This window comes from Cronobacter sp. HA18003, assembly GCF_011605905.1.
GTDB lineage: Bacteria > Pseudomonadota > Gammaproteobacteria > Enterobacterales > Enterobacteriaceae > Cronobacter > Cronobacter sakazakii.
Genome location: NZ_JAANQO010000002.1, coordinates 1 through 23,715 on the forward strand (window position 1 = coordinate 1; position 23,715 = coordinate 23,715).

Consider the following 23,715-nt stretch of genomic DNA (forward strand, 5'->3'; position numbering starts at 1 on the left):
ATTAAGCAGTAAGCCGGAACGATAATCCGGTGGTGTGAAGAAATTCGGTGGAGCGGTAGTTCAGTCGGTTAGAATACCTGCCTGTCACGCAGGGGGTCGCGGGTTCGAGTCCCGTCCGTTCCGCCACTTATTAAGAAGCCCTGAGTATTTACTCAGGGCTTTTTTTCGTCTTAATAATTATTATTGCGAATCAAACAAAAAACTCCTGCTTTTATTACTCTTTTTCATCTCAATCATTCCTCTCATAATCTCTTTATATTCAGAAGAGAGGTAAAACATGAGAGTTCCTGCATTCGGTTTAGGTACGTTCCGTCTGAAAGATGACGTCGTCATCGCATCGATAAAAGATGCTCTTGATGTGGGCTATCGCGCCATCGATACCGCACAGATTTACGATAACGAAGCGGCAGTAGGCCAGGCGATTAAAGAAAGTGGCGTGGCACGCGATGAGCTATATATCACCACCAAAATTTGGACTGAAAATCTGAGCAAAGATCGCCTGATCGTAAGTTTGAAAGAGAGCCTTCAGAAATTGCGGACAGATTATGTGGATCTCACGTTGATTCACTGGCCTTCACCAGGAAATGCTGTAAGCGTTCAAGAATCTCTGGAGGCATTGCTTGAAGCCAAAGCACAGGGCCTGACGCGTGAGATTGGTATCTCTAACTTTACGATTGCGCTGATGCAGCAAGCAATAGATGCCGTGGGCATTAATAATATAGCAACCAATCAGATTGAGCTGTCGCCTTATCTGCAAAACCGTAAGGTGGTTGAATGGGCGCAGGCACAGGGGATTCATATCACTTCTTATATGACGCTGGCCTATGGCAACGCGCTCAAGGATGAAACGATTATCCGAATCGCGCAGAAGCATAATGCTACGCCTGCGCAGGTCATCCTCAGTTGGGCGATGGCACTGGGCTATTCAGTGATCCCGTCCTCAACGAAGCGTGAGAATTTACAAAGTAATCTGGGCGCTTTGTCGCTTACGCTGAATGCTGACGATATGTCGGCTATCGCCGCTCTCGATCGTAATGATCGTCTGGTGAGTCCTGATGGCCTGGCACCAGACTGGGATTGAAACTAGCCCCTGTTGGGGCTATTTTTTTATCCATTCACTCAGAAAATCAATGAAGGTCCGGATTCGCGTACTCACAGCCCGATCGCTGTAATAGACTGCACTAAAGGGCATTTCTACCGGCAATCTATACTCCGCCAATAACTCGACAAGTTTTCCCTGTTCGATTTCTTTATCAATCATAAAGTCAGATAAGCACGCGATCCCATTACCGGTAAGGCACAGTTGCTTGAGCGTTTCGCCGCTGTTCGAAGTCATTCCCGGCGTAATTTCCAGTAGCTGGCCATCTTCACAGGCAACCGGCCAGGTGTTCAAAGATACGGGTTCGGTAAAACCCAGACAGACATGATCGTTGAGCTCGCATATATTTTTCGGCACGCCATAACGCTCAAGGTAATCGGGAGCAGCAACGATTTTCCGGTAACTGGTAAAGAGCGGTCTGGCGCGCAGGCTGGAATCCGTCAGCGTACCCGCACGTATGGCTACGTCTACTTTGCGCTCAATCAGGTTGATAAACGTCTCGGAAGAAACCAGCGACAGCGCGACTTCAGGATAGCGCTCGCGAAAGGGCTTGATCATCGGTATCAGCAAATGAAGGATCACAGGCGTAGCGGCATCGATCCGTAACAGCCCGCGCGGCGTCTGACGGCTTTCCATCAGCTCGGTTTCAGCTGCCGCCATCTCCTGTAACACCTGCTGAACGCGGCGAAAATATCGTTCGCCTTCCTCTGTCAGACTCAGCTGGCGCGTTGTGCGATTAAGCAAGCTGACACCAAGTTTCATCTCAAGCTTCTTCACTGCGCGACTGACCGCTGAATTCGCGAGGTTGAGCTGTTCTGCCGCCCGGCTAAAACTTCCGCTCTCTACCACAGCGACAAAAATAATCAGTTCATCAGAAGAGGCTTTCATTGTTGCTCCACAGGCAAAATTTGCATGGCATTTTAGAGAATTCGGTTATTTAACCACAGCGTTTTATAGCACGCCATGTACGAACTGATGCGCTGATATAACCGACGACACTCACGCGCGGCTTTCATCCCGCCCATTGCATCCGTGAGCTAAAATCCCTATAACAGGTAAAGGTCGCTTATCTTGCGAACACATCTACAGGGGTTAGCAGCGAAACGTGCGAAAAAATACTTATGCCATGCGCTATGTCGCCGGTCAGCCAGCAGAACGTATTCTGGCGCCAGGATCGTTTGCGAGTATAGGAAAGGCATTACCCGCCGGCGCTCCCTTGCCCGGAGATGGCTCTCTCCGGGTGCTGGTCTGGAATATCTTCAAGCAACAGCGTGCTGAATGGCTTTCTGTCCTGCAAAATTTCGGCAAAGAGGCGCATCTGGTCTTATTACAGGAGGCGCAGACCACGCCTGAGCTGGTGCGCTTCGCGACAACCAACTATCTGGCTGCGGATCAGGTTCCTGCCTTTGTGCTGCCGCAACACCCGTCAGGCGTGATGACGCTCTCTGCCGCACATCCGGTCTATTGCTGCCCGCTGCGTGAGCGTGAGCCTATCCTGCGTCTCTCTAAATCGGCGCTGGTCACGGTCTATCCGCTGCCCGATGGCCGCTTACTGATGGTGGTGAACATTCACGCCGTCAATTTCAGCCTGGGTGTGGATGTCTACAGTAAACAACTCGGCCCTATCGGCGACCAGATCGGCCATCACAGCGGCCCGGTCATTATGGCAGGTGATTTCAACGCCTGGAGCCGCCCGAGGATGAATGCGCTTTACCGCTTCGCGCGTGAAATGTCACTGCGTGAAGTGCGTTTTACCGATGACCAGCGCCGTCGTGCGTTCGGTCGCCCGCTCGATTTCGTGTTTTATCGCGGTCTTGCCGTACAGGAAGCTTCCGTCCTGGTGACGCGCGCCTCCGATCACAACCCGCTACTCGTCGAATTCAGTCCCGGCAAACCTGAGCAGAAGTAAGGTGTGTCAGGTCTGCCGTTGGGCAGACCCTGCGCCTGCCCTTTCTTTTACTCAACGCAAGGACATGACAATGACAACACACTCTCATCACGACAACGTCGAAAAGCAGTTTGGCTCCCAGGCGAAGGCCTATTTGACCAGCCAGGTGCATGCTACAGGGCGCGATCTCGTTCATCTGCGCGCGCGGCTGGCGGCATTCCCGCAGGCGCGCCTGCTCGATCTGGGTTGTGGGGCAGGGCATGCCAGCTTTACGGCCGCGGAACAGGTACGCGAAGTGGTAGCGTACGACTTGTCCTCTTCCATGCTCACGGTCGTGAAAGAAGCGGCGCGTGAACGCGGGCTTAAGCATCTGTCGACCTGTCAGGGTTATGCCGAGTCGTTGCCTTTTGAGGCGGAGAGTTTTGATATCGTCATCAGCCGCTATTCGGCGCACCACTGGCACGATGTCGGTCTGGCGTTGCGTGAGGTAAAGCGTGTTCTGAAGCCCGGCGGCATGATGATCATGATGGATATTCTCTCGCCCGGCCATCCGGTGCTGGATATCTGGCTGCAAACGATCGAAGCGCTGCGTGATACCTCGCATGTTCGTAACTATGCCAGTGGCGAGTGGTTGCAGATGTTCAATCAGGCCGGGCTTATCACGCGGGATGTGCGTACCGACAAACTGGCGCTGGAGTTTGGCAGCTGGATCGCACGAATGCGTACACCCGACACGCTGTCGCAGGCTATTCGGGTTTATCAGCAAAGTGCGTCAGCAGAAGTGCAACGCTATTTCGCGCTGCAGGAGGACGGATCTTTTACCAGTGATACGATTATCATTGAGGCGAGCAAGGCGGCATAACGCCAGATAAAGAAAAAGGCACCGGGGGAATCGGTGCCTTTCTTGTTTATAAGGCTTGTCGTCAGGAATCTGGCGTCGAACTGTTCTTCACAAACAGGGTGATTTGATCGCCCGGTTGCAGATTGTCCGTATCGCTGTTCCAGCGCAACACATCCTTAATGTTAACGCCGTGACGCTTAGCAATGCTTGCGAGCGAATCGCCCTTACGCACTTTATAGGTGATACTGTCGTTATTGCTAGCCAGTTCACCCGCGCCGCTAACCGTGCCGACAGAGAGTGTCTGGCCTGGTTTCAGTTTCGCGCCGCGCAGATTATTCCAGCGCTGCAAATCTTTGGTGCTGACGTTCATCCGTGCGGCAATAGCGGAAAGCGTATCGCCAGAACGGACTTTATACGTCCGCGCAGACAGTGAATTGTCTGCGACCATAGTCGGCTGAACCGCAGCGATTTCACCGGCGGCCAGAGACGTACGCAACTGCTGCGCATGTTTCTGTGGAACCATCACGTACTGCGGCCCGCTTACGCCAAGGGTCGAGCCCTTAACGCCTGCATTGAAGGTTTTCAGTTTATTCACTGAAATCCCGGCCATTTCCGCCAGTTGTTCCATTTCCACCGGATTATTCACCTTCACGCGTGCCAGCGCGCGGCTTTCATCCGTTGTTGGTAAACGCACCCCATACCGCTTGCTGTTTTTGAGTATGTCACTCAGCGCCAGCATTTTCGGCACGTAAATTTTGGTTTCCTGTGGCAGTGAGAGCGACCAAAAATCCGTGGGTTTGCCACGTGCTTTATTCGCTTTCATTGCCTTCAATACACGACCTTCACCGCTGTTGTAAGCCGCGACAGTGAGTAGCCAGTCGCCGTCAAACATCCGGTTCAGACGTTGCATCATGTTGAGTGCGGCAGTGGTTGAGGCCACCACGTCACGACGCGCGTCATAATTTCGGGTCTGTTTTAAACCATAATTCCGCCCCGTGCTCGGGACAATCTGCCAGATGCCTGCGGCATTCGCGCCAGATGTCGCGTGGGGGTTAAAAGCGCTCTCCACTATGGGTAGTAGTACCAGTTCCATTGGCATATTACGTTTTTTAATCTGCCCGGCTATCCAGTACATATACGGCTCTGCCCGTAAAGTTACATCGTGGAGATAGCTCTTATTACTCAAGTACTTCAGTTTTTGTTCGCGGATCCGGTCATTTTCCGGAATCCCCATCTTTAGCTCGTCGCCAATGAAAGTCCACAGGTCCTGATCTTGCGCGAGGAAAGTTCCATCATCCATCCAACGCGCAGAAGCCGCTCGACCAGCGAACTTTCCTGCTTCCCCTTGACCAGCCGCAGAAAGGCTCTGTGCATGCTGTTGAACGCCGCCGTCATGTTGAGACGCCTGGCACCCCACAAGCAGGACAGAGGCGAGTAAGATCGCTTTTGCCTTCATGTGTGTGTCAATAGTTGCTTAAAAGACGAGCAATGATAACGGCGAACTTTCCCGAATACAAGCAAGAATTTCTAGAAGTTATCTTTCTTTGACCTTAACCATGCAAATCTCTCTTCAGGAGTGGACAACCGAAGATCTGGATTAATTTTATCAATTAAATCATCGTCTTCTAATCGCAGGTAAAGATTTATTTGGCGCTCATTTTTAAGAATTGAGGGTAGTGTTTTTTGATTTTTTGCACGTAACTCATTAACTTCTCGATAATATTGGGTTAAAGCGGGATCGTCCGGCAAAATAGCCACTAAAAACTTAAGATTGCTTAATGTGTACTCATGCGCACAGCAAATAAGGGTATCTTCAGGCAGCGCGTTTATTTTCTGGAAGGATTGGTACATCTGCGCGGGCGTGCCTTCAAACAGGCGACCACAGCCAGCAGAGAACATTGTGTCGCCGCAGAAAAGATAAGGGAAACTGAAATATGAGAAATGTCCTAAAGTGTGACCTGGCGTAGAGAATGCAAGGAATTCGCAGCCAAGGATATTGAACTTCTCCCCATCGTTGACTACAACCTGCGCGCCTTTGCTGCGGGTCTCTTCCGGCCCGTACACAGTAATATCCGGGAACCGCGCCACTAAGGCTTTCACGCCACCCGTATGATCGTGATGATGATGCGTAAGCAGGATTGCCACCGGCTGCCACTGGTTTTCTTCAAGGGCGCGAAAAACGGGTTCCGCCTCGCCCGGGTCGACAAGCAGGCATTTTCCTTCATCATCATTCAACACCCAGATGTAGTTATCCTCGAAAGCAGGAATACTGTTAAGATTCATAAATCACCTCTTATGCGTTACGGAAGGTAGTGATGAAACCGGCACGGACACCCGCGACACTCAGCGCTCCGGCCCACTGGGATGCGTTTTCCTGGGGCGACCATTATCGCGCGACGCTTGAGCGGGAACTCCAGCCCTGGCTTGGGAAAATGTATGGCTTTCATTTACTTAAGATAGGCAATCTCAGCGCGGAGATAAACACCGAAGCCTGCGCGATTTCACATCAGGTCAATGTCGCCTTACAGGGCGACGCATTACAGGTTAAGTGCGATCCGCTGCATCTGCCGTTTGCTGCGAAATCCGTGGATGCCTGTCTGCTGGCGCATACGCTGCCCTGGTGCCCCGATCCGCACCGTCTGCTTAATGAGGCGGACCGCGTGCTGATTGACGACGGCTGGCTGATTATGACGGGATTCAACCCCGTCAGCCTGCTCGGGGCCGCCAAACTTCTGCCGTTTGTGCGCAAACGTGCGCCCGTAAATAGCCGCATGTTTACCATGATGCGCCAGATGGACTGGCTATCGCTGCTTAATTTCGAGCTGCTCTATTACAGCCGTTGCCAGGTATTGCCGTGGTGTCGGCAGGGCGGAAAGATGCTGACCAGGCATCTGCCGGCACTCGGATGTTTGCAGGTGATGGTAGCGCGTAAGCGCACCATCCCGCTGACCATTAACCCGTTAATGAAGCCGCGCGCCCGCACGCATCTGCGCCCGGCGGTCGGCGCCACGCGCCAGTACCGTAAACCTTAGCTGGCTGTCGCTTCAGGCTGATAGCCGGTATCTTCCAGCGTCGGGGCCATTGCGGCTGCGCGGGCCAGTTCGTCGCAGCGTTCGTTTTCCGGGTGACCGGCATGGCCCTTCACCCACTCCCATTTGATTTCGTGCTGGCTCAGCGCCGCATCCAGCCGCTGCCATAAATCGACATTTTTTACCGGTTTCTTCTCGGCGGTTTTCCAGCCGCGTTTTTTCCAGTTATGGATCCACTGCGTGATGCCCTGGCGGACATACTGGCTGTCGGTACTGAGCGTCACAATGCAGTGCTCGCGCAGCGCTTCAAGGGACACAATCGCCGCCATCAGTTCCATACGGTTATTGGTGGTCAGGCGATAGCCAGCGCTGAAGGTCCGCTCATGCTGTTTATAGCGCAGGATAGCGCCATAGCCGCCAGGTCCCGGGTTGCCGAGACAAGATCCATCGGTGAAAATTTCTACCTGTTTACGCATCTCTGGTAGACTTCCTGTGAGTAAAAAGCCAAGTCTGACATAAACGAGCGCTATGAGCACAGCTATTACACGACAGATCGTTCTGGATACCGAAACCACCGGTATGAACCAGATAGGCGCCCATTATGAAGGGCACCGCATTATTGAGATCGGTGCGGTTGAAGTCATCAACCGCCGCCTGACCGGCAATAACTTCCACGTCTACCTCAAGCCCGACCGGCTGGTGGACCCGGAAGCTTTTATGGTTCACGGGATTTCCGATGAGTTCCTGATGAATAAGCCCGTTTTCGGCGATGTAGTGGATGATTTTCTCGATTACATCCGCGGCGCTGAGTTGGTTATTCATAACGCTTCGTTCGATATCGGTTTTATGGATTACGAATTCGGCATGCTCAACCGCGGCATTCCGAAAACCGAAACGTTCTGCAAAATTACCGACAGCCTGGCGCTGGCCCGTAAGATGTTCCCAGGCAAGCGCAACAGCCTCGATGCGTTATGCTCGCGTTATGAAATAGACAACACCAAACGTACGCTGCACGGGGCGTTGCTCGATGCCCAGATTCTTGCAGATGTCTATCTGGCGATGACCGGCGGGCAGACGTCTATTGCGTTCGCGATGGAAGGTGACGGACAACAGCAACAGGGCGATACCGGCATTCAGCGCGTAGTGCGCCAGGCGTCGCGCCTGAAAGTGGTCCGGGCGTGCGATGAAGAGCTGGCGGCGCATGAATCACGTCTCGATCTGGTACAGAAGAAGGGCGGCAGCTGCCTCTGGCGCGCCTGATTGTACTGAAAACGCTGACAAAATCGCCGGGCGGGCGATTTTTAAAGCAAACGATTCAAAATGTGAGAAAAAGCGTTGACGGCACAGGGGCCAGCCCGTAATATTCGCCCCGTTCCCAAGGGAACACAACGCGGAGCGGTAGTTCAGTCGGTTAGAATACCTGCCTGTCACGCAGGGGGTCGCGGGTTCGAGTCCCGTCCGTTCCGCCACTATTCAGAAAGCCCGAATCAGCAATGGTTCGGGCTTTCGTCATTTCGGCGTCAGGAAAAAAGGCGGGCCGCAAACGACCCATGGCGTTTTACTCAAGCGTAAAACGGTCGGCATCCTGCCAGGCGGGGAATTTCTCGCGGTACTCTCTGAGCGACTCCAGCGACAATTCGGCTTCCACACGCACTGCCTGGTGTGGCTCGCTGGCGGCGATGATGTCGCCCTGCGGGTTGATAATACGGCTGTCGCCGCGGTAGTGGTGACCGTTACCATCGCTGCCGACGCGGTTACAGCCCGCGACATACGCCTGATTTTCGATAGCGCGTGCGGTCAGCAGCGCCTGCCAGTGCAGGGCGCGTGGAGCAGGCCAGTTCGCCACATACAGCGCCAGGTCGTAATCGTCGCGGTTGCGCGACCACACCGGGAAGCGCAGGTCATAACAGACCAGCGGCAGAATGCGCCAGCCGCGCCACGCCACCACCAGGCGCGTGTCGCCCGCCACATAATGCTGATGCTCATCGGCCATGCGAAACAGATGCCGTTTATCGTAGCGATGCACCGCGCCCTGCGGCTCCACCAGTAAAAAACGGTTCACCGGCCCGCGCTCGCTCTGCAACGCCGCGCTGCCGGCCACCATCGCGCCGGTCTGGCGGGCTTTTTCCTGCATCCAGGCGACGACGGTCTCTTCGGGCAGCGACGACTGCGCGGCTTCCATCGCAAAGCCCGTGGTAAACATCTCCGGCAGCACAATCAGATCCCGTCCCTGGACCTTCTCCAGCAGCACGTCGAAGTGGCGCAGGTTAGCGGGCCCGTCCATCCAGCTCAGCGGCTGCTGCATCAGCGAAATTTTTAAACCAGACACGTTCAGACTCCCCGTCATTGGCAACTCAGGTCACTTTATCATGCACGCGACAGGATGCGAGGCAATAAAAAACCCCGCCGGAGCGGGGTTTTTAACAGGCCAGAATCAGGCTGCTTCGACTTTACGTACCGCTTCCGGCAACTTTACCGGCAGTGTCGCCAGCGCGTCCGGCTCAAAATCGTCTACGTTAATGCTGCGCAGACGGCTCTCTTCGGCGCGGATAAGAATGGCGGCCTCATCTTCATTGATACGGCCTTCTTTCAGCGCGCGTTTCGCCAGCTCATCAAGACGGGTGAACGGCAGGTTTTTGCCCATCTCTTTGCAAATGCGCTGGTGGATAGGATCGGCGGCCATCACTTCCAGCAACGCCTGTTCCAGCAGCCCGACCGGGTTATGCTCGCTCGGCGTCAGGTACTGACCGCGACCAATGCGTGAACGGGTCGCCGACGGCGTTTGCAGGATCTTCGCAAGCTTGTGGTCGAGCTTATCGGAAGGCGCGTCGTAACGGCGGCCCGCCGGGAAAATCGCCAGGCTCAACAGGCCAGCCACCGCGCCATTCGGGAAGTTACGCAGCAGATCGCTGATTGCCTGCTCGGCCTGATGCAGCGCATCCTGCACGCCCCAGTGCACCAGCGGAAGATCCGCTTCCTGGCGGCCTTCGTCGTCATAGCGCTTGAGGACTGCCGAGGCCAGATAGAGCTGGCTCAGCACATCGCCCAGGCGCGCCGAGATACGCTCGCGACGCTTCAGGCTGCCGCCCAGTACCGCCATCGACATGTCGGAGAGCAGCACCAGGCTCGCGCTCAGGCGGTTGATATGCTGATAGTAGCGGCGCGTGGCGTCTCGGGTCGGGCTGCGGCTGGTCAGGCCGTTGGTCAGGCCAAGCCAGAAGCTGCGCACCAGGTTGCTGCCCACGTGGCCGATATGGCGGAACAGCAGTTTATCGAAGGCGTTCACGTCGTTATTCTGCGCCGCCGCCATCTCTTCCAGTACATACGGATGGCAGCGGATCGCGCCCTGGCCGAAGATCATCATGGTGCGGGTCAGGATATTCGCGCCTTCCACCGTAATCGCGATAGGCGCGCCCTGATAAGCGCGGGCCAGGAAGTTGCCCTCGCCAAGCATAATGCCTTTACCGCCTGCGATATCCATCGCGTCAATAATGGACTGCTGACCGCGGTGGGTGCAGTGATATTTCACAATCGCCGACAGGACCGCCGGTTTTTCGCCAAGCATGATGCCGTAAGTAATCAGCGACGCCGCGGCGTCCATCACGTAGGCATTACCGGCGATACGCGCCAGCGGCTCTTCAATCCCTTCCATCTTACCGATAGAAACTTTGAACTGACGGCGAATATGGGCATACGCACCGGTGGCGAGCGCAATCGACTTCAGGCTACCGGTCGAGTTAGACGGCAGCGTAATGCCGCGGCCTACCGACAGGCATTCCACCAGCATACGCCAGCCCTGACCGGCCATTTTCGGCCCGCCGATAATGTAATCGATAGGGACAAAGATATCTTTGCCGCGCGTCGGGCCGTTCTGGAACGGCACGTTGAGCGGGAAGTGGCGACGGCCGATTTCCACACCCGGCGTGTTCGTCGGGATCAGCGCACAGGTAATGCCGAGCTCCTGCTCGCCGCCCAGCAGGCGATCCGGGTCAGAGAGTTTAAACGCGAGGCCCAGTACGGTGGCGATAGGCGCGAGCGTAATGTAGCGCTTGTTCCAGGTAAGGCGCATGCCGAGCACCTGCTCGCCCTGCCACTCGCCCATGCAGACCACGCCGGTATCCGGGATGGCACCGGCGTCAGAGCCCGCTTCCGGGCTGGTGAGTGCAAAGCAGGGGATTTCCTGGCCACGCGCCAGGCGCGGCAGGTAGTGGTTCTTCTGCGCGTCGGTGCCGTAGTGTTGCAGCAATTCGCCGGGGCCGAGGGAGTTCGGCACGCCAACGGTGATGGCGAGAATGCCGGAGACGCCAGCGAGTTTTTGCAGCACGCGGGACTGCGCGTAAGCCGAGAACTCCAGACCGCCGTACTCTTTTTTGATGATCATCGCGAAGAAGCGATGCTCTTTCAGAAATGCCCACAGCTCCGGCGGTAGATCCGCCATTTCGTGGGTTATCTGGAAGTCGTTCGCCATGCGGCACGCTTCTTCCACCGGGCCGTCGAGAAACGCCTGCTCTTCGGCGGTCAGCTTCGGCTGCGGGTAGTTATGAAGCTTCTGCCAGTCCGGGTTGCCGCGGAACAGATCGCCTTCCCACCAGGTCGTCCCGGCGTCGATCGCTTCTTTCTCCGTGCGCGACATCGGCGGCATCACTTTACGAAAGCCGCGGAACACCGGGGCGGAGATCAGCGATTTACGCATCGGCGTAACGTTGAGAGGCACCAGAATGATCGCCAGCGGCACCAGCAGCCACAGCGACCAGAGGCCAGCGGCGCCGAGCGCGGCGGTCCAGGCGAGCAAAATCAGGCTGCTGAGCGGCAGGCTGACGCGATGGTAAAACAGCGCACCGATAAGAACGAGGGTGGCAACGATACTCAAGATCATCATAAAGAAAAGCTCCCTTGCTTGTAGGAGGTCTGACCACTTGTGATGATATGGTTGTAGAGGATGTTGCTTTTTTTAGCAATGCGTTCACAAAATAATTACAACCTGGCTCACATTGTTGCCGCACGTAAACGCAAAACCTGTATGCCCGGCGCGGTGTAGCGCTTCTCGCTCCCGGCGCTATCCGGTACACTGCATCCGGTTACTTTTTAATGCTGAAGGATATCCCTCATGTACCAGGATCTGATTCGTAACGAGCTGAACGAAGCGGCCGAAACGCTGGCTAACTTTCTGAAAGATGAAGCCAATATTCACGCTATCCAGCGTGCGGCGGTGTTGCTGGCAGACAGCTTTAAAGCGGGCGGTAAAGTGCTCTCCTGCGGTAACGGCGGCTCGCACTGCGACGCGATGCACTTCGCCGAAGAGCTGACCGGGCGCTACCGTGAAAACCGTCCGGGCTACCCGGCGATCGCGATTTCCGACGTCAGCCACATCTCCTGCGTCGGCAACGACTTCGGTTACGACCACATCTTCTCCCGCTATGTCGAAGCGGTGGGGCGCGAAGGCGATGTTCTGCTCGGCATTTCTACCTCCGGCAACTCCGGCAACGTGATCAAAGCGATCGAAGCTGCGCGCGCCAAAGGCATGAAAGTCATCACGCTGACCGGTAAAGATGGTGGCAAAATGGCGGGAACGGCGGATGTGGAAATTCGCGTACCGCATTTCGGCTATGCTGATCGTATTCAGGAAATTCATATCAAAGTGATCCACATCCTGATCCAGCTTATCGAAAAAGAGATGGTCAAAGCCTGATAAGGCGCTGTCGCCGGGCGCGCGACGCACGTCCGGCATGCCCCAGTGACGCCTTCCGAAAGGAGGGCGGCGTGTGATGAGGTGATTTATGTGCGAACTGCTCGGGATGAGCGCCAATGTGCCTACGGATATCTGCTTTAGCTTTACTGGCCTCGTGCAGCGGGGCGGGGGAACCGGGCCGCATAAAGATGGCTGGGGCATCACCTTCTACGAAGGCAAAGGCTGTCGCACGTTTAAAGATCCACAACCGAGCTATAACTCGCCCATCGCGAAACTGGTGCAGGACTACCCCATTAAATCGTGTTCCGTGGTGGCGCATATCCGCCAGGCGAACCGCGGCGAAGTCGCGCTCGAAAACACCCATCCGTTTACCCGTGAGCTGTGGGGCCGTAACTGGACTTATGCCCATAATGGCCAGCTGACCGGCTACCGCTCGCTCGATACCGGCCCGTTTCGCCCGATTGGCGAAACCGACAGCGAAAAAGCGTTCTGCTGGTTGTTGCACAAACTCACCACGCGTTACCCGCGCACGCCAGGCAACATGACGGCGGTCTTTCGCTATATCGCGGAACTGGCGGGTGAACTGCGGGAGAAGGGCGTTTTCAATATGCTGTTGTCAGACGGGCGCTATGTGATGGCGTTCTGCTCCACCAACCTTTTCTGGATAACGCGCCGCGCGCCGTTTGGCGTCGCCAAACTGCTCGATCAGGATGTGGAAATTGATTTTCAGGAAGAGACCACACCCAATGATGTGGTCACGGTGATCGCCACTCAGCCGCTGACGGGCAATGAAACCTGGCACAAAATCATGCCAGGCGAGTGGGCGTTATTTTGTCTCGGGGAGCGTGTAGTTTGACGCCAGCTGCGGGTGCACCACGCTGCTGCTGAGCGGCTTGCTGACCACGTAACTGCCGTTCACCACAGAGACCACCGGCGGCTGACGAGTCGCCATAAAGTAGTCGTAGCCAGGCTTAAGCTGTTTCCAGAAGCCGATATAGTACGAGTACTTGTGGCGCTCCATATTGGCGTCGGTCATGCGGAACGGATAGATGCTAACCTGCACGTTCGGCTGACCAAACACCAGCGCGCCGGTGACGAACTGGAAAATCTCATCGATATTTTTATCGGTCATCGCGTAGCAGCCCACAGACACGCACGCGCCGTGGATCATCAGATATTTCCCTTCATACCCGTTAGCGCGGTCAAACGCGTTCGGAAAACCGATATTGATCGCTTTATAAAAACGGCTATCGGGTTTGAGCTGGCTGCGCTGCACGCTATAGAAGCCTTCCGGGCTTTTGAAATCGCCCTGACGGCGTTTCGGCCCAAGACCGCCGGAATAGTTGCAGATGCGGTAGCTATCCAGTAACTGATACTGCTCGCCCATCTTGACGTACAGCTCAAGCGTGCGCTCTTCCTTAAAGATCTGGATATAAACCGGGGAACCCATTAACTGCTGTTTTAATTCTTTTTTTATCGGGGTAACGCTGTCGCTACTGACTGTACTGGCCCATGAAAAGCACGACACCAGAAGCATTGCGATTAACAATGCGATTTTACGCATACTGCTTGTTTCCTTGATAAAGCTAAGACCGATGCCGAAAGGCGAAGGGACCCAAAATAAGACTATTCTGGTTCAGGAGCGCTCACATTAGCATCGCTGTTATTTTTCGCAAGCGCTGCCTGCTGCGTTTACAATTAAGTTTTGCTTAACTTCATCGCGCCCCAAAGAATTTACGCAATTATGGCGGAATAAGGAAGGTTGCCGCCGCCCCCATTTTTTGCCAGACTGTATGGACATACAGTGCGGGGCGTGGCGATGCGCAAAATCATTCATGTCGATATGGACTGCTTTTTCGCGGCGGTAGAGATGCGCGATAATCCAGCCCTGCGCGATATTCCGCTTGCCATTGGTGGCAGCCGCGAACGGCGCGGCGTTATCAGCACCGCCAATTATCCGGCGCGTAAATATGGCGTGCGCAGCGCTATGCCCACCGCGATGGCGCTCAAGCTCTGCCCGCATCTCACGCTGTTGCCGGGGCGTTTTGACGCCTATAAAGAAGCGTCTGCCCATATCCGGGAAATATTCTCGCGCTATACCTCGCTGATTGAGCCGCTTTCGCTCGACGAAGCTTATCTGGATGTCACCCACAGCCCGCACTGTTACGGCTCGGCGACGCTGATGGCCAAAGAGATCCGCCAGACGATTTTCGACGAACTCCAGCTCACCGCGTCGGCGGGCATCGCGCCGATCAAATTCCTCGCCAAAATAGCCTCCGATCTCAACAAGCCCAACGGGCAGTATGTGATAACGCCCGAAGAGGTGCCGGGTTTTTTGCGCACGTTGCCGCTTGGCAAGATCCCGGGCGTTGGCAAGGTGACGGCGGCGAAGCTTGAGAGCCTCGGCCTGCGTACCTGCGAGGATGTGCAAAAAAGCGATCTCGCCGCGCTGCTCAAACGCTTTGGCAAGTTCGGGCGCGTGCTATGGGAGCGCAGCCAGGGGATAGACGACCGTGAAATCAGCAGCGACAGGCAGCGTAAATCGGTAGGCGTCGAGCGCACGCTGGCAGAGGATATCCACGAATGGGCGGAGTGTGAGGCGATAGTGGAGCTGCTCTACCCGGAGCTTGAGCGCCGCCTCGCCGCCGTTCAGCCGGATCTGCGCATCGCCCGCCAGGGCGTGAAGCTCAAATTTAACGATTTTCAGCTCACCACGCAGGAGCATGTCTGGCCGAAGCTCAATAAAGAGGACTTGCTCGCCACGGCGCGTAAAACCTGGGAAGAGCGCCGCAGCGGGCGCGGCGTGCGGCTGGTGGGGCTGCACGTGACGCTGCTTGACCCGCAAATCGAGCGGCAGCTGGTGCTGGGGTTGTAGGGGCTTTTCCTCGGGCCCGGTGGGTGCGCTCCGCTTACCCACCCTACATGGCTGATGTTGAGGCTTTTTGTCGTCGGGACTGGTGGGTGCGCTCCGCTTACCCACCCTACATGATGATAACCGTCGGGAAGCGTAGGGCGGGTAAGCGTAGCGCACCCGCCTTTTAAACCCACCCCGCCACAAACGCCAAAACAAAAAAGGCGGCCCCAGGGCCGCCTTTCTTTTACATCAAACGCTTACTTCGCCGGGATCGCTTTCAGCAGCTCGGTCAGCAGCGTCCAGTAGTGGCCCACGCTTTCAATATGCACCTGCTCATCCGGCGAATGCGGCCCGGTAATGGTCGGCCCGATGGAGACCATATCCATCTGCGGGTACGGTTTCTTGAACAGCCCGCACTCAAGACCCGCGTGGATCACCTGGATATTCGGCGTCTTGTTAAACAGACGCTGATAGGTTTCACGCACCAGCGCCATCACCGGCGAGCTGGCGTCCGGCTGCCAGCCAGGGTAGCTGCCTTTGGCCACGGTTTTCGCGCCTGCCAGCGCGCCGAGCGATTCCAGCATGCTCACCACGTAATCTTTACCGCTGTCGATAAGCGAGCGGATCAGGCAGATAATTTCCGCCTGCTCGTCGGTCATGGTCACCACGCCCACGTTCAGGGAGGTTTCTACCACGCCTTTCGCCACGTCAGAATTGCGAATCACCCCGTTCGGCGTTGCGTTCAGCAGCGCGATAAACGCATCGCGGCTCTGCGCGGTCAGCGCGGCTTTATCGGTCGAGGCCGCTTCCAGCACAACGGTGATGTTCTTCTCTTTAACGGAGAGCTCATTTTTCAGGATATCGAGATAGGTATTCGCCAGCGTTTTCAGCTCGCCTGCGTTAGCGGCAGGCACCGCGACGGTCGCGAACGCTTCGCGCGGGATGGCGTTACGCAGCGTACCGCCGTTGAAATCCACCAGGCGCAGATCCAGCGCCTGCGCGTGACCGCACAGGAAACGCGCCAGCAGTTTGTTGGCGTTGCCGAGGCCCAGATGAATATCGCCGCCGGAGTGACCGCCTTTCAGCCCTTTGAGCGTCAGTTTGAACGTCTCAAAACCGGCCGGGATAGCTTCGCGGGAGAGCGGCAGCGTGGAGATAAAATCGATGCCGCCGGCGCAACCCATATAGATTTCGCCTTCTTCTTCGGAATCGGTATTAATGAGGATATCGGCCTGCAGCCAGCCTGCCTGCAAACCAAACGCGCCGTCCATACCGGCTTCTTCGGTCATGGTCAGCAGCACTTCCAGCGGGCCGTGTACGACGCTGTCGTCCGCCAGTACCGCGAGCGCGGACGCCATACCGATGCCGTTATCCGCGCCAAGCGTGGTGCCGCGCGCTTTCACCCATTCGCCATCGATATACGGCTGGATGGGATCTTTTGTGAAATCATGAACGGTGTCGTTATTCTTCTGCGGCACCATATCGAGGTGCGCCTGCAGCACGACCGGTTTACGGTTTTCCATGCCGGCGGTCGCCGGTTTGCGAATTAAAATGTTGCCCACCTGGTCGCGCTCGGCGAACAGGCCTTTTTCCTTCGCCCAGCCCATGATGTGTTCGGCGAGTTGTTCTTCATGGTAGGACGGATGCGGAATGGAGCAGATTTTCGCGAAAATATCCCACAGCGGTTGAGGGGAGAGTTGAGACAGTTCAGACACGTTAAGTCTCCTTGACTGGGCCCGGTGCAGCGCGGCGTGCGGGCCTCTGGGTTATCGTTGTGATGTGCCGCAAGACGGGCCTGGGCAATAGCCCGAGAATACCACTTTCTTTTATGCTGTGCAGACCAAAGCGAGCAAAAACCACGGCCCATGCCGCGTGGCACTGGTTTTTAGCGGCTCAGATCTCTATAATCTCGCGCAACCTATTTTCCCCCTGAACACTTTTTAAGCCGTTTTTTAAACTGGCCGGGACACTTCACATGAGCGAAAAATACGTTGTCACCTGGGATATGTTACAGATCCACGCGCGCAAGCTGGCGAGCCGTCTGCTGCCTGCCGAGCAGTGGAAAGGCATTATCGCCGTCAGCCGCGGCGGTCTGGTGCCGGGCGCGCTGCTGGCGCGCGAACTGGGTATCCGTCACGTCGATACCGTCTGTATCTCCAGCTACGACCATGACAACCAGCGCGAACTGAAAGTTATCAAGCGCGCAGAAGGCGATGGTGAAGGCTTTATCGTGGTGGACGACCTGGTGGATACCGGTGGCACCGCAGTGGCTATCCGTGAGATGTACCCGAAAGCCCGCTTCGTGACGATTTTCGCTAAACCGGCAGGCCAGCCGCTGGTGGATGACTACGTGATCGACATCCCGCAGGACACCTGGATCGAGCAGCCGTGGGATATGGGCGTCGTTTTTGTGCCGCCGCTGTCCGGCCGTTAATTCCGTCCTTACGCATCTTTACGCCCGGCACTGCCGGGCGTTTTTGTTTTTATCCGCCGCCTGCGAGTACAATCATGTTTTGTGCTGTTTTTACGGAGGCAGAAAGCATGTCGCAGGCCAATCTGAGCGAAACCCTGTTTAAGCCGCGGTTTAAATACCCGGAAACCTCGACGCTGGTGCGTCGCATTCAGCACGCGCCGCCTCCGGTGATCCAGTCCACGCTGGACGGTAAAACGGTGCCGCAGTGGTATCGCATGATTAACCGGCTGATGTGGGTCTGGCGCGGTGTCGATCCGCGGGAAATCCTTGAAGTGCAGTCCCGCATCGTGCTGAGCAACGCCGAACGCACCGATCCCGCGCATTACGACACCGTCATCGGCTATCGCGGCGGCAACTGGATTTATGAGTGGTCGAAGCAGGCGATGGCGTGGCAGCAGCGCGCCGGGCAGGAGACCGACGAAGCGGCCATCGGCAAGGCCTGGCTGATGGCTTCCACGCTCTACAGTATTGCCGCCTATCCGCATCTTAAAGGCGATACGCTCGCCGAACAGGCGCAGGTGCTGGCGAACCGCGCATATGAAGAGGCTGCGACGCGGCTTTCCGGTGAACTGCGCGAACTCTCGTTCCCGATCCCCGGCGGCGCGACCATTACTGGCTTTCTGCATCTTCCCAAAGGCGGGCAGGGGCCGTTCCCGACCGTTCTGATTTGTGGCGGCCTGGACGCGCTGCAAAGCGACTACTTTACGCTTTTCGAGCGCTACTTCGCGCCGCTTGGCATCGCGATGCTCACCATTGATATGCCCTCGGTCGGCGCGTCGTCCAAATGGACGCTGACGCAGGATTCCAGCCTGCTGCATCAGCATGTGCTTCAGGCTCTGCCAAACCTGCCGTGGGTCGATCACACCCGCGTGGCGGCATTTGGGTTTCGCTTCGGGACGAACGTGGCGGTGCGCCTCGCGTATCTTGAAGCGCCGCGACTTAAAGCCGTGGCCTGTCTTGGCCCGATGGTGCATCAGCTTTTCAGCGATCCGGCGCGCCAGGATCAGGTGCCGGAGATGTATATGGATGTGCTGGCGAGCCGTCTTGGCATGTATGACGCCTCGGACAACGCGCTGCGTGTCGAGCTCAACCGCTATTCACTGAAAACCCAGGGGCTGCTCGGCCGCCGCTGCCCGACACCGATGCTCGCAGGCTACTGGAAAAACGACATTTTCAGCCCGGAGGAGGAGTCGCGTTTAATCGCCTCGTCATCTGTGGACGGTAAGCTGCTGGAGATCCCCACTTCGCCGGTGTACAGCAACTTTGATAAGGCGCTGCATCAGATTTCCGGGTGGGTAAACCATAAATTGCGTTAATCATTGGCTAATTTCCATTGGTTTGGTAAAACAATGGCTTCACAAAAGGAGATCGCAATGACGTTACCGAGTGGACACCCGAAAAGCAGGATGATTAAGAAATTCACTGCCCTTGGCCCGTATATTCGGGAAGAGCAGTGCGAAGGCAACCGCTTCTTCTTTGATTGCCTGGCTGTTTGCGTCAACGTCAAACCTGCGCCGGAGAAGCGTGAGTTCTGGGGCTGGTGGATGGAGCTGGAAGCGCACGAAGACCGCTTTACCTATACCTGGCAGTTCGGCCTGTTTGATAAAGAGGGCGACTGGACGGCGGTGCCTATCAAAGACGACGAGGTCAAAGAAAAGCTTTCGCAAACGCTGCGCGGTTTTCACGAAAGACTGCGCGCGCTGCTCGCCTCGATGGATTTAAAACTGGAGCCGGTAACAGAAGATCTTAAGCTTTCTGCCTGAGCCGCATTTCAGTTAATACTTAAATAACGCATAAAAAATAACCCCGCCGACGCGGGGTTATTATTTTATCGTAGCCACACGATGTGATAAACGCCCACGGCGTGGGCGTGGGGAATATTAATCAGAACTGGTAAACGAGGCCCAGCGCAACAACGTCATCGTTGTTGATCTTAAGCTTGTTGTCGTCGTCCAGCTGGTTAATTTTATAATCCACGAAAGCGGACATGTTTTTGTTGAAGTAATACGTGGCCGCCACGTCGTAATATTTCACCAGATCAACGTCGCCAATGCCGTTTTCAACATCTTTGGCTTTAGACTGCACGTAACCGATGGACGGACGCAGGCCGAAGTCGAACTGATACTGCGCAACCACTTCGAAGCCCTGGTTTTTATTGGCAAAACCGCCGGTGATCGGGGTCATGTTGCGGGTTTCCGCATAGGTCGCCGCCAGGTAGATATTGTTGGCGTCATACTTCAGGCCGGTCGCCCAGGCTTCCGCGTTATCGCCTTTACCGAGCGTGGAATTACGCTGCGCCAGTGTACGGTTGGATTTGGTGTAAGCGCCGCCGATGCTCACGCCGCTGTCGCCCAGCGCGTAGTTAACAGAGGCACCGTAGCCGTCGCCGTTGGCTTTGCTGGCGGCGCGGCTGTCGTTCTCGTTCTTGCCCTGGTATTGCAGACCGAATTTCAGACCATCCACCAGACCGAAGAAGTCGGTGTTGCGGTAGGTGGCCACGCCAGTGGTACGGCCGGTCATGAAGTTATCGGTTTTGGTGTAAGCGTCGTCACCGAATTCCGGGATCATATCGGTGTAAGAACCCACGTCATACAGGATGCCGTAGTTACGACCGTAATCGATGGAGCCCAGATCCGCGAATTTCAGGCCCGCAAAAGCCAGACGGGTTTTGGTGGCGCTGTTCGTGCTGTCGCCTTCCACACGGTTAGCGGCAACCTGATATTCCCACTGGCCGAAACCGGTCAGTTGATCGTTAATTTGGGTCGCGCCTTTGAAGCCCAGACGGATATAAGACTGATCCCCGTCTACAGCGTCATTATCGCTCATATAATGTTCGGCTTTAACACGGCCATAAAGATCCAGCTTGTTGCCGTTCTTGTTATAAATTTCTGCGGCCTGAGCAGCAGAAGACGCAACAATACCCATCACCACTAATGCCAGAGTGCTCTTTTTCATCATTAATCCCAATCATTATTTACGCGCTAAAATTCGCGGGTCAAAGACCTGTGAAAAAACAAGATGGGTTTTAACGGTCGGATATGAAAAAAATATGACAAAGTAAGATAAATTTTAAAAAGGTATATTTTTCGTAAACGGTAATAAAACTATCAAAATCCGCCGCTATGCTTGCCGGTTCGCCTGCGCGCCGTGCGGTTTTTATGGCCGGGAGTTGGCAAGGGCGCGCTCTCCTGTTACAACGTCATTTTGGGTTTAATTTTTCCAATTTCGTTGATACGGCAAAACATCATGAGTAACAGCCAGACCCTGGTGGTGAAACTGGGGACCAGCGTCCTGACCGGCGGCTCCCGCCGCCTGAATCGCGCCCATATTGTCGAACTGGTGCGCCAGTGCGCGCAGCAGCACGCCGCCGGGCATCGTATTGTCATCGTCACGTCCGGGGCGATTGCCGCCGGGCGCGAGCACCTGGGCTACCCGGAACTGCCGGCGACTATCGCCTCCAAGCAGTTGCTGGCGGCCGTCGGGCAGAGCCGCCTGATCCAGCTCTGGGAGCAGCTTTTTTCGATTTACGGCATCCATGTGGGGCAGATGCTGCTGACCCGCGCGGATATGGAAGATCGCGAGCGCTTCCTGAACGCGCGCGACACGCTCACCGCGCTGCTGGATAACCGCATCGTGCCGGTGATTAACGAAAACGACGCGGTCGCCACGGCGGAAATCAAAGTCGGCGATAACGATAATCTCTCGGCGCTGGCGGCGATTCTTGCCGGTGCCGATAAACTGCTGCTGCTGACCGACCAGCAGGGCCTCTTCACCGCCGACCCGCGCAACAACCCGCAGGCGGAGCTGATTCAGGATGTCTACGGCATCGACGATACGCTGCGCGCGATTGCGGGCGACAGCGTCTCCGGACTCGGCACCGGCGGTATGGGCACCAAGCTTCAGGCCGCGGACGTCGCGGGCCGCGCGGGCATTGAAACCGTGATCGCGGCGGGCAGCAAGCCGGGCGTGATTAACGATGTTATCGAAGGGCTGCCGGTCGGCACGCGCTTCCACCCGCAGCAGACGCCGCTGGAGAACCGCAAGCGCTGGATCTTCGGCGCGCCGCCCGCAGGCGAAATTACCGTCGACGAGGGCGCGCAGTCGGCCATTCTGGAGCGCGGCAGTTCGCTGCTGCCGAAAGGCATTAAAAGCGTGACCGGTAACTTTTCGCGCGGCGAAGTGATTCGCATCCGTAATCTGGAAGGGCGCGACATCGCCCACGGCGTCTCCCGCTATAACAGTGACGCGCTGCGCCGCATCGCCGGGCACCACTCGCAACAGATTGACGCCATTCTCGGCTATGAATATGGCCCGGTAGCGGTTCACCGCGACGACATGATCACCCAATAAGGAGCCTGCCATGCTGGAGCAGATGGGCCAGGCGGCCAAAGCCGCCTCATATCAGATGGCGCTGCTCTCCTCGCGCGAGAAAAACCGCGTGCTGGAGAAAATCGCCGACTATTTAGAAGCGAACGCCGAAGAGATTTTACTCGCCAACGAGCAGGATCTGCTGGAGGCGCGCCGCAGCGGGCTGAGCGAGGCGCTGTTAGACCGCCTGGCGCTCAACCCGCAACGTTTACACGCCATTGCGAACGACGTGCGCCAGGTGTGTCAGCTGGCCGATCCGGTAGGGCAGGTGATTGACGGCGGTCTGCTGGAGAGCGGCCTGCGCATCGAGCGTCGCCGCGTGCCGCTCGGCGTGGTCGGCGTGATTTATGAAGCGCGCCCGAACGTGACGGTGGATGTCGCCTCGCTGTGCCTGAAAACCGGCAACGCGGCGATTCTCAGAGGCGGCAAAGAGACCTGGCGCACCAATGCGGCGACCGTCAAAGTTATCCAGAAAGCGCTGGAAGAGTGCGGCCTGCCCGCCGCTGCCGTTCAGGCCATCGAAAGCCCGGACCGTGCGCTGGTCAGTGAAATGCTGCGCATGGACAAATACATCGACATGCTCATCCCGCGTGGCGGGGCAGGGCTGCACAAGCTCTGCCGCGAGCAGTCGACCATTCCGGTTATCACCGGCGGCATCGGCGTGTGCCATATTTTCGTTGATGAAACGGCGGAGTTCGCGCCTGCGCTCAACATCATCACCAATGCCAAAACTCAGCGCCCGAGCACCTGTAACACGGTGGAGACGCTGCTGGTGCATGAGGCTATTGCAGAACGTTTCCTGCCGGAACTGAGCCGCGCGATGCATGAACGCGGCGTGACGCTGCACGCCGATGCGCGCGCGCTGGCGCTGCTTTCCGGCGGCCCGGCGACCGCTGTGGCAGTGAAGCCGGAAGCATTCGACGACGAATGGCTGTCGCTCGATCTTAACGTGAAGCTGGTGGCGGGCATCGACGAGGCCATCGCGCATATTCGCGAGCACGGCACCCAGCATTCGGACGCCATTCTCACCCGCACGCTGCGCCACGCCGACCGTTTCGTGAATGAAGTGGATTCGTCCGCGGTGTACGTGAACGCCTCGACGCGCTTTACCGACGGCGGGCAGTTTGGCCTGGGTGCCGAAGTGGCTGTCAGCACGCAGAAACTTCACGCCCGCGGCCCGATGGGCCTCGAAGCGCTGACCACCTACAAGTGGATCGGCTACGGCGACGATACGATTCGTGCTTAACGGAGGGCCGGGTGATGCAAAAATCGCCGCTTGAATCGCAAGGGCATTGACGCATCACCCACTTTTTCATAACCTCTTACCCCGTGCTCACGCACACCCTTCCTCAGGGCCGATATAGCTCAGTTGGTAGAGCAGCGCATTCGTAATGCGAAGGTCGTAGGTTCGACTCCTATTATCGGCACCATCAATAAGTAATCTCAAGTCAATACAAGTCAATAAAATCCTTAC

The 23,715-nt window shown here is 56.4% G+C and carries 22 protein-coding genes and 3 tRNA genes; 16 read left to right on the forward strand and 9 right to left on the reverse strand.

Annotation, left to right across the window (positions count from 1 at the left end; all coding sequences use genetic code 11):
- The first annotated feature begins 49 nt into the window (after nt 1-49).
- Nucleotides 50-126 (forward strand) — tRNA-Asp (locus tag G6041_RS00160).
- A gap of 151 nt (nt 127-277) precedes the next feature.
- On the forward strand, nt 278-1,081 hold the full coding sequence (dkgB, locus tag G6041_RS00165) for a 2,5-didehydrogluconate reductase DkgB (protein WP_012125695.1): 804 nt from the start codon (nt 278-280) through the stop codon (nt 1,079-1,081).
- A gap of 18 nt (nt 1,082-1,099) precedes the next feature.
- Here the strand turns inward: dkgB and yafC are convergent, their stop codons facing one another.
- On the reverse strand, nt 1,100-1,987 hold the full coding sequence (gene yafC / locus G6041_RS00170; protein ID WP_012125694.1) for a DNA-binding transcriptional regulator YafC: 888 nt from the start codon (nt 1,985-1,987) through the stop codon (nt 1,100-1,102).
- 217 nt (nt 1,988-2,204) lie between these two features.
- Between yafC and G6041_RS00175 the strand changes: the two genes are divergently transcribed.
- Together G6041_RS00175 and G6041_RS00180 are read left to right on the forward strand one after the other, a co-directional pair.
- The gene (locus G6041_RS00175; protein ID WP_004387420.1) at nt 2,205-3,008 is read left to right on the forward strand and encodes an endonuclease/exonuclease/phosphatase family protein; all 804 of its coding nucleotides are present in this window, start codon (nt 2,205-2,207) and stop codon (nt 3,006-3,008) included.
- Nucleotides 3,009-3,078: 70 nt separating this feature from the next.
- On the forward strand, nt 3,079-3,849 hold the full coding sequence (locus G6041_RS00180) for a class I SAM-dependent methyltransferase (protein WP_041460606.1): 771 nt from the start codon (nt 3,079-3,081) through the stop codon (nt 3,847-3,849).
- 61 nt (nt 3,850-3,910) lie between these two features.
- On the opposite strand, the gene mltD is transcribed toward G6041_RS00180, so the two are convergent.
- Together mltD and gloB are read right to left on the reverse strand one after the other, a co-directional pair.
- Nucleotides 3,911-5,284, reverse strand: coding sequence for a murein transglycosylase D (gene mltD, locus G6041_RS00185; protein WP_004387418.1), 1,374 nt, complete (start codon nt 5,282-5,284; stop codon nt 3,911-3,913).
- Between the two features lie 71 nt (nt 5,285-5,355).
- Nucleotides 5,356-6,111, reverse strand: coding sequence for a hydroxyacylglutathione hydrolase (gloB, locus tag G6041_RS00190; protein WP_012125691.1), 756 nt, complete (start codon nt 6,109-6,111; stop codon nt 5,356-5,358).
- A 32-nt stretch (nt 6,112-6,143) separates the two neighbouring features.
- On the opposite strand from gloB, the gene G6041_RS00195 reads away from it, so the two are divergent.
- On the forward strand, nt 6,144-6,860 hold the full coding sequence (locus G6041_RS00195; protein WP_054628722.1) for a class I SAM-dependent methyltransferase: 717 nt from the start codon (nt 6,144-6,146) through the stop codon (nt 6,858-6,860).
- On the opposite strand, the gene rnhA is transcribed toward G6041_RS00195, so the two are convergent.
- Entirely contained in the window at nt 6,857-7,432 is a 576-nt protein-coding gene (rnhA, locus tag G6041_RS00200) for a ribonuclease HI (RefSeq protein WP_161571848.1), read from the reverse strand. The genes G6041_RS00195 and rnhA overlap by 4 nt on opposite strands.
- Between rnhA and dnaQ the strand changes: the two genes are divergently transcribed.
- Nucleotides 7,386-8,117 carry a DNA polymerase III subunit epsilon gene (dnaQ, locus tag G6041_RS00205; RefSeq protein WP_007864609.1) on the forward strand — a complete coding sequence of 244 codons (732 nt, stop codon included), beginning with the start codon at nt 7,386-7,388 and terminating at the stop codon, nt 8,115-8,117. The two genes, rnhA and dnaQ, sit on opposite strands and share 47 nt — an antisense overlap.
- 132 nt (nt 8,118-8,249) lie before the next feature.
- Nucleotides 8,250-8,326 (forward strand) — tRNA-Asp (locus G6041_RS00210).
- A gap of 89 nt (nt 8,327-8,415) precedes the next feature.
- On the opposite strand, the gene G6041_RS00215 is transcribed toward G6041_RS00210, so the two are convergent.
- Both G6041_RS00215 and fadE read right to left on the reverse strand, forming a co-directional pair.
- Complete coding sequence (locus G6041_RS00215; protein WP_041460745.1) at nt 8,416-9,186, reverse strand: amidohydrolase; 771 nt, start codon at nt 9,184-9,186, stop codon at nt 8,416-8,418.
- A gap of 105 nt (nt 9,187-9,291) precedes the next feature.
- On the reverse strand, nt 9,292-11,736 hold the full coding sequence (fadE, locus tag G6041_RS00220) for an acyl-CoA dehydrogenase FadE (RefSeq protein ID WP_084999358.1): 2,445 nt from the start codon (nt 11,734-11,736) through the stop codon (nt 9,292-9,294).
- A 228-nt stretch (nt 11,737-11,964) separates the two neighbouring features.
- Here fadE and lpcA point away from each other — a divergent pair, with 228 nt between their 5' ends.
- Entirely contained in the window at nt 11,965-12,546 is a 582-nt protein-coding gene (gene lpcA, locus G6041_RS00225) for a D-sedoheptulose 7-phosphate isomerase (RefSeq protein ID WP_004385354.1), read from the forward strand.
- 88 nt (nt 12,547-12,634) lie between these two features.
- Nucleotides 12,635-13,402: a class II glutamine amidotransferase gene (locus tag G6041_RS00230; RefSeq protein WP_004385353.1), complete on the forward strand. Its 768-nt coding sequence runs from the start codon at nt 12,635-12,637 to the stop codon at nt 13,400-13,402.
- On the opposite strand, the gene dpaA is transcribed toward G6041_RS00230, so the two are convergent.
- The gene (dpaA, locus tag G6041_RS00235) at nt 13,373-14,110 is read right to left on the reverse strand and encodes a peptidoglycan meso-diaminopimelic acid protein amidase (RefSeq protein ID WP_004385352.1); all 738 of its coding nucleotides are present in this window, start codon (nt 14,108-14,110) and stop codon (nt 13,373-13,375) included. The two genes, G6041_RS00230 and dpaA, sit on opposite strands and share 30 nt — an antisense overlap.
- A gap of 255 nt (nt 14,111-14,365) precedes the next feature.
- Between dpaA and dinB the strand changes: the two genes are divergently transcribed.
- Nucleotides 14,366-15,421 carry a DNA polymerase IV gene (dinB, locus tag G6041_RS00240; RefSeq protein ID WP_012125687.1) on the forward strand — a complete coding sequence of 352 codons (1,056 nt, stop codon included), beginning with the start codon at nt 14,366-14,368 and terminating at the stop codon, nt 15,419-15,421.
- Between the two features lie 236 nt (nt 15,422-15,657).
- On the opposite strand, the gene pepD is transcribed toward dinB, so the two are convergent.
- Complete coding sequence (gene pepD, locus G6041_RS00245) at nt 15,658-17,115, reverse strand: cytosol nonspecific dipeptidase (RefSeq protein ID WP_014729533.1); 1,458 nt, start codon at nt 17,113-17,115, stop codon at nt 15,658-15,660.
- 260 nt (nt 17,116-17,375) lie between these two features.
- Here pepD and gpt point away from each other — a divergent pair, with 260 nt between their 5' ends.
- The 3 genes from gpt (at nt 17,376) to crl (ending at nt 19,636) form a co-directional block, all read left to right on the forward strand.
- Nucleotides 17,376-17,834 carry a xanthine phosphoribosyltransferase gene (gene gpt, locus G6041_RS00250; protein ID WP_004385350.1) on the forward strand — a complete coding sequence of 153 codons (459 nt, stop codon included), beginning with the start codon at nt 17,376-17,378 and terminating at the stop codon, nt 17,832-17,834.
- Nucleotides 17,835-17,941: 107 nt separating this feature from the next.
- Entirely contained in the window at nt 17,942-19,189 is a 1,248-nt protein-coding gene (gene frsA / locus G6041_RS00255) for an esterase FrsA (protein WP_041460605.1), read from the forward strand.
- Nucleotides 19,190-19,246: 57 nt separating this feature from the next.
- Entirely contained in the window at nt 19,247-19,636 is a 390-nt protein-coding gene (gene crl / locus G6041_RS00260) for a sigma factor-binding protein Crl (RefSeq protein WP_004385348.1), read from the forward strand.
- A 121-nt stretch (nt 19,637-19,757) separates the two neighbouring features.
- Here the strand turns inward: crl and ompC are convergent, their stop codons facing one another.
- A complete protein-coding gene (ompC, locus tag G6041_RS00265; protein ID WP_004385347.1) occupies nt 19,758-20,828 on the reverse strand; it encodes a porin OmpC in 1,071 nt (356 codons plus the stop codon).
- 291 nt (nt 20,829-21,119) lie between these two features.
- Between ompC and proB the strand changes: the two genes are divergently transcribed.
- The 3 genes from proB to G6041_RS00280 all read left to right on the forward strand — a co-directional run bounded on the left by proB (nt 21,120) and on the right by G6041_RS00280 (nt 23,671).
- Nucleotides 21,120-22,223 (forward strand): glutamate 5-kinase, encoded by a 1,104-nt coding sequence (gene proB, locus G6041_RS00270; protein WP_004385346.1) that lies wholly within the window; start codon nt 21,120-21,122, stop codon nt 22,221-22,223.
- A 10-nt stretch (nt 22,224-22,233) separates the two neighbouring features.
- Entirely contained in the window at nt 22,234-23,487 is a 1,254-nt protein-coding gene (gene proA / locus G6041_RS00275; RefSeq protein WP_012125682.1) for a glutamate-5-semialdehyde dehydrogenase, read from the forward strand.
- Between the two features lie 108 nt (nt 23,488-23,595).
- Nucleotides 23,596-23,671: transfer RNA gene (locus tag G6041_RS00280), tRNA-Thr, on the forward strand.
- Nucleotides 23,672-23,715 lie beyond the last annotated feature (44 nt).

What these genes read in the sequence shown, in the direction of transcription:
- dkgB (WP_012125695.1), top strand. Translation starts at nt 278, where the DNA reads ATGAGAGTTCCTGCATTCGGTTTAGGTACGTTCCGTCTGAAAGATGAC.
- yafC (WP_012125694.1), bottom strand. Translation starts at nt 1,987, where the DNA reads ATGAAAGCCTCTTCTGATGAACTGATTATTTTTGTCGCTGTGGTAGAG.
- G6041_RS00180 (WP_041460606.1), top strand. Translation starts at nt 3,079, where the DNA reads ATGACAACACACTCTCATCACGACAACGTCGAAAAGCAGTTTGGCTCC.
- mltD (WP_004387418.1), bottom strand. Translation starts at nt 5,284, where the DNA reads ATGAAGGCAAAAGCGATCTTACTCGCCTCTGTCCTGCTTGTGGGGTGC.
- gloB (WP_012125691.1), bottom strand. Translation starts at nt 6,111, where the DNA reads ATGAATCTTAACAGTATTCCTGCTTTCGAGGATAACTACATCTGGGTG.
- G6041_RS00195 (WP_054628722.1), top strand. Translation starts at nt 6,144, where the DNA reads ATGAAACCGGCACGGACACCCGCGACACTCAGCGCTCCGGCCCACTGG.
- dnaQ (WP_007864609.1), top strand. Translation starts at nt 7,386, where the DNA reads ATGAGCACAGCTATTACACGACAGATCGTTCTGGATACCGAAACCACC.
- fadE (WP_084999358.1), bottom strand. Translation starts at nt 11,736, where the DNA reads ATGATGATCTTGAGTATCGTTGCCACCCTCGTTCTTATCGGTGCGCTG.
- lpcA (WP_004385354.1), top strand. Translation starts at nt 11,965, where the DNA reads ATGTACCAGGATCTGATTCGTAACGAGCTGAACGAAGCGGCCGAAACG.
- G6041_RS00230 (WP_004385353.1), top strand. Translation starts at nt 12,635, where the DNA reads ATGTGCGAACTGCTCGGGATGAGCGCCAATGTGCCTACGGATATCTGC.
- dpaA (WP_004385352.1), bottom strand. Translation starts at nt 14,110, where the DNA reads ATGCGTAAAATCGCATTGTTAATCGCAATGCTTCTGGTGTCGTGCTTT.
- dinB (WP_012125687.1), top strand. Translation starts at nt 14,366, where the DNA reads ATGCGCAAAATCATTCATGTCGATATGGACTGCTTTTTCGCGGCGGTA.
- gpt (WP_004385350.1), top strand. Translation starts at nt 17,376, where the DNA reads ATGAGCGAAAAATACGTTGTCACCTGGGATATGTTACAGATCCACGCG.
- frsA (WP_041460605.1), top strand. Translation starts at nt 17,942, where the DNA reads ATGTCGCAGGCCAATCTGAGCGAAACCCTGTTTAAGCCGCGGTTTAAA.
- crl (WP_004385348.1), top strand. Translation starts at nt 19,247, where the DNA reads ATGACGTTACCGAGTGGACACCCGAAAAGCAGGATGATTAAGAAATTC.
- ompC (WP_004385347.1), bottom strand. Translation starts at nt 20,828, where the DNA reads ATGAAAAAGAGCACTCTGGCATTAGTGGTGATGGGTATTGTTGCGTCT.
- proB (WP_004385346.1), top strand. Translation starts at nt 21,120, where the DNA reads ATGAGTAACAGCCAGACCCTGGTGGTGAAACTGGGGACCAGCGTCCTG.
- proA (WP_012125682.1), top strand. Translation starts at nt 22,234, where the DNA reads ATGCTGGAGCAGATGGGCCAGGCGGCCAAAGCCGCCTCATATCAGATG.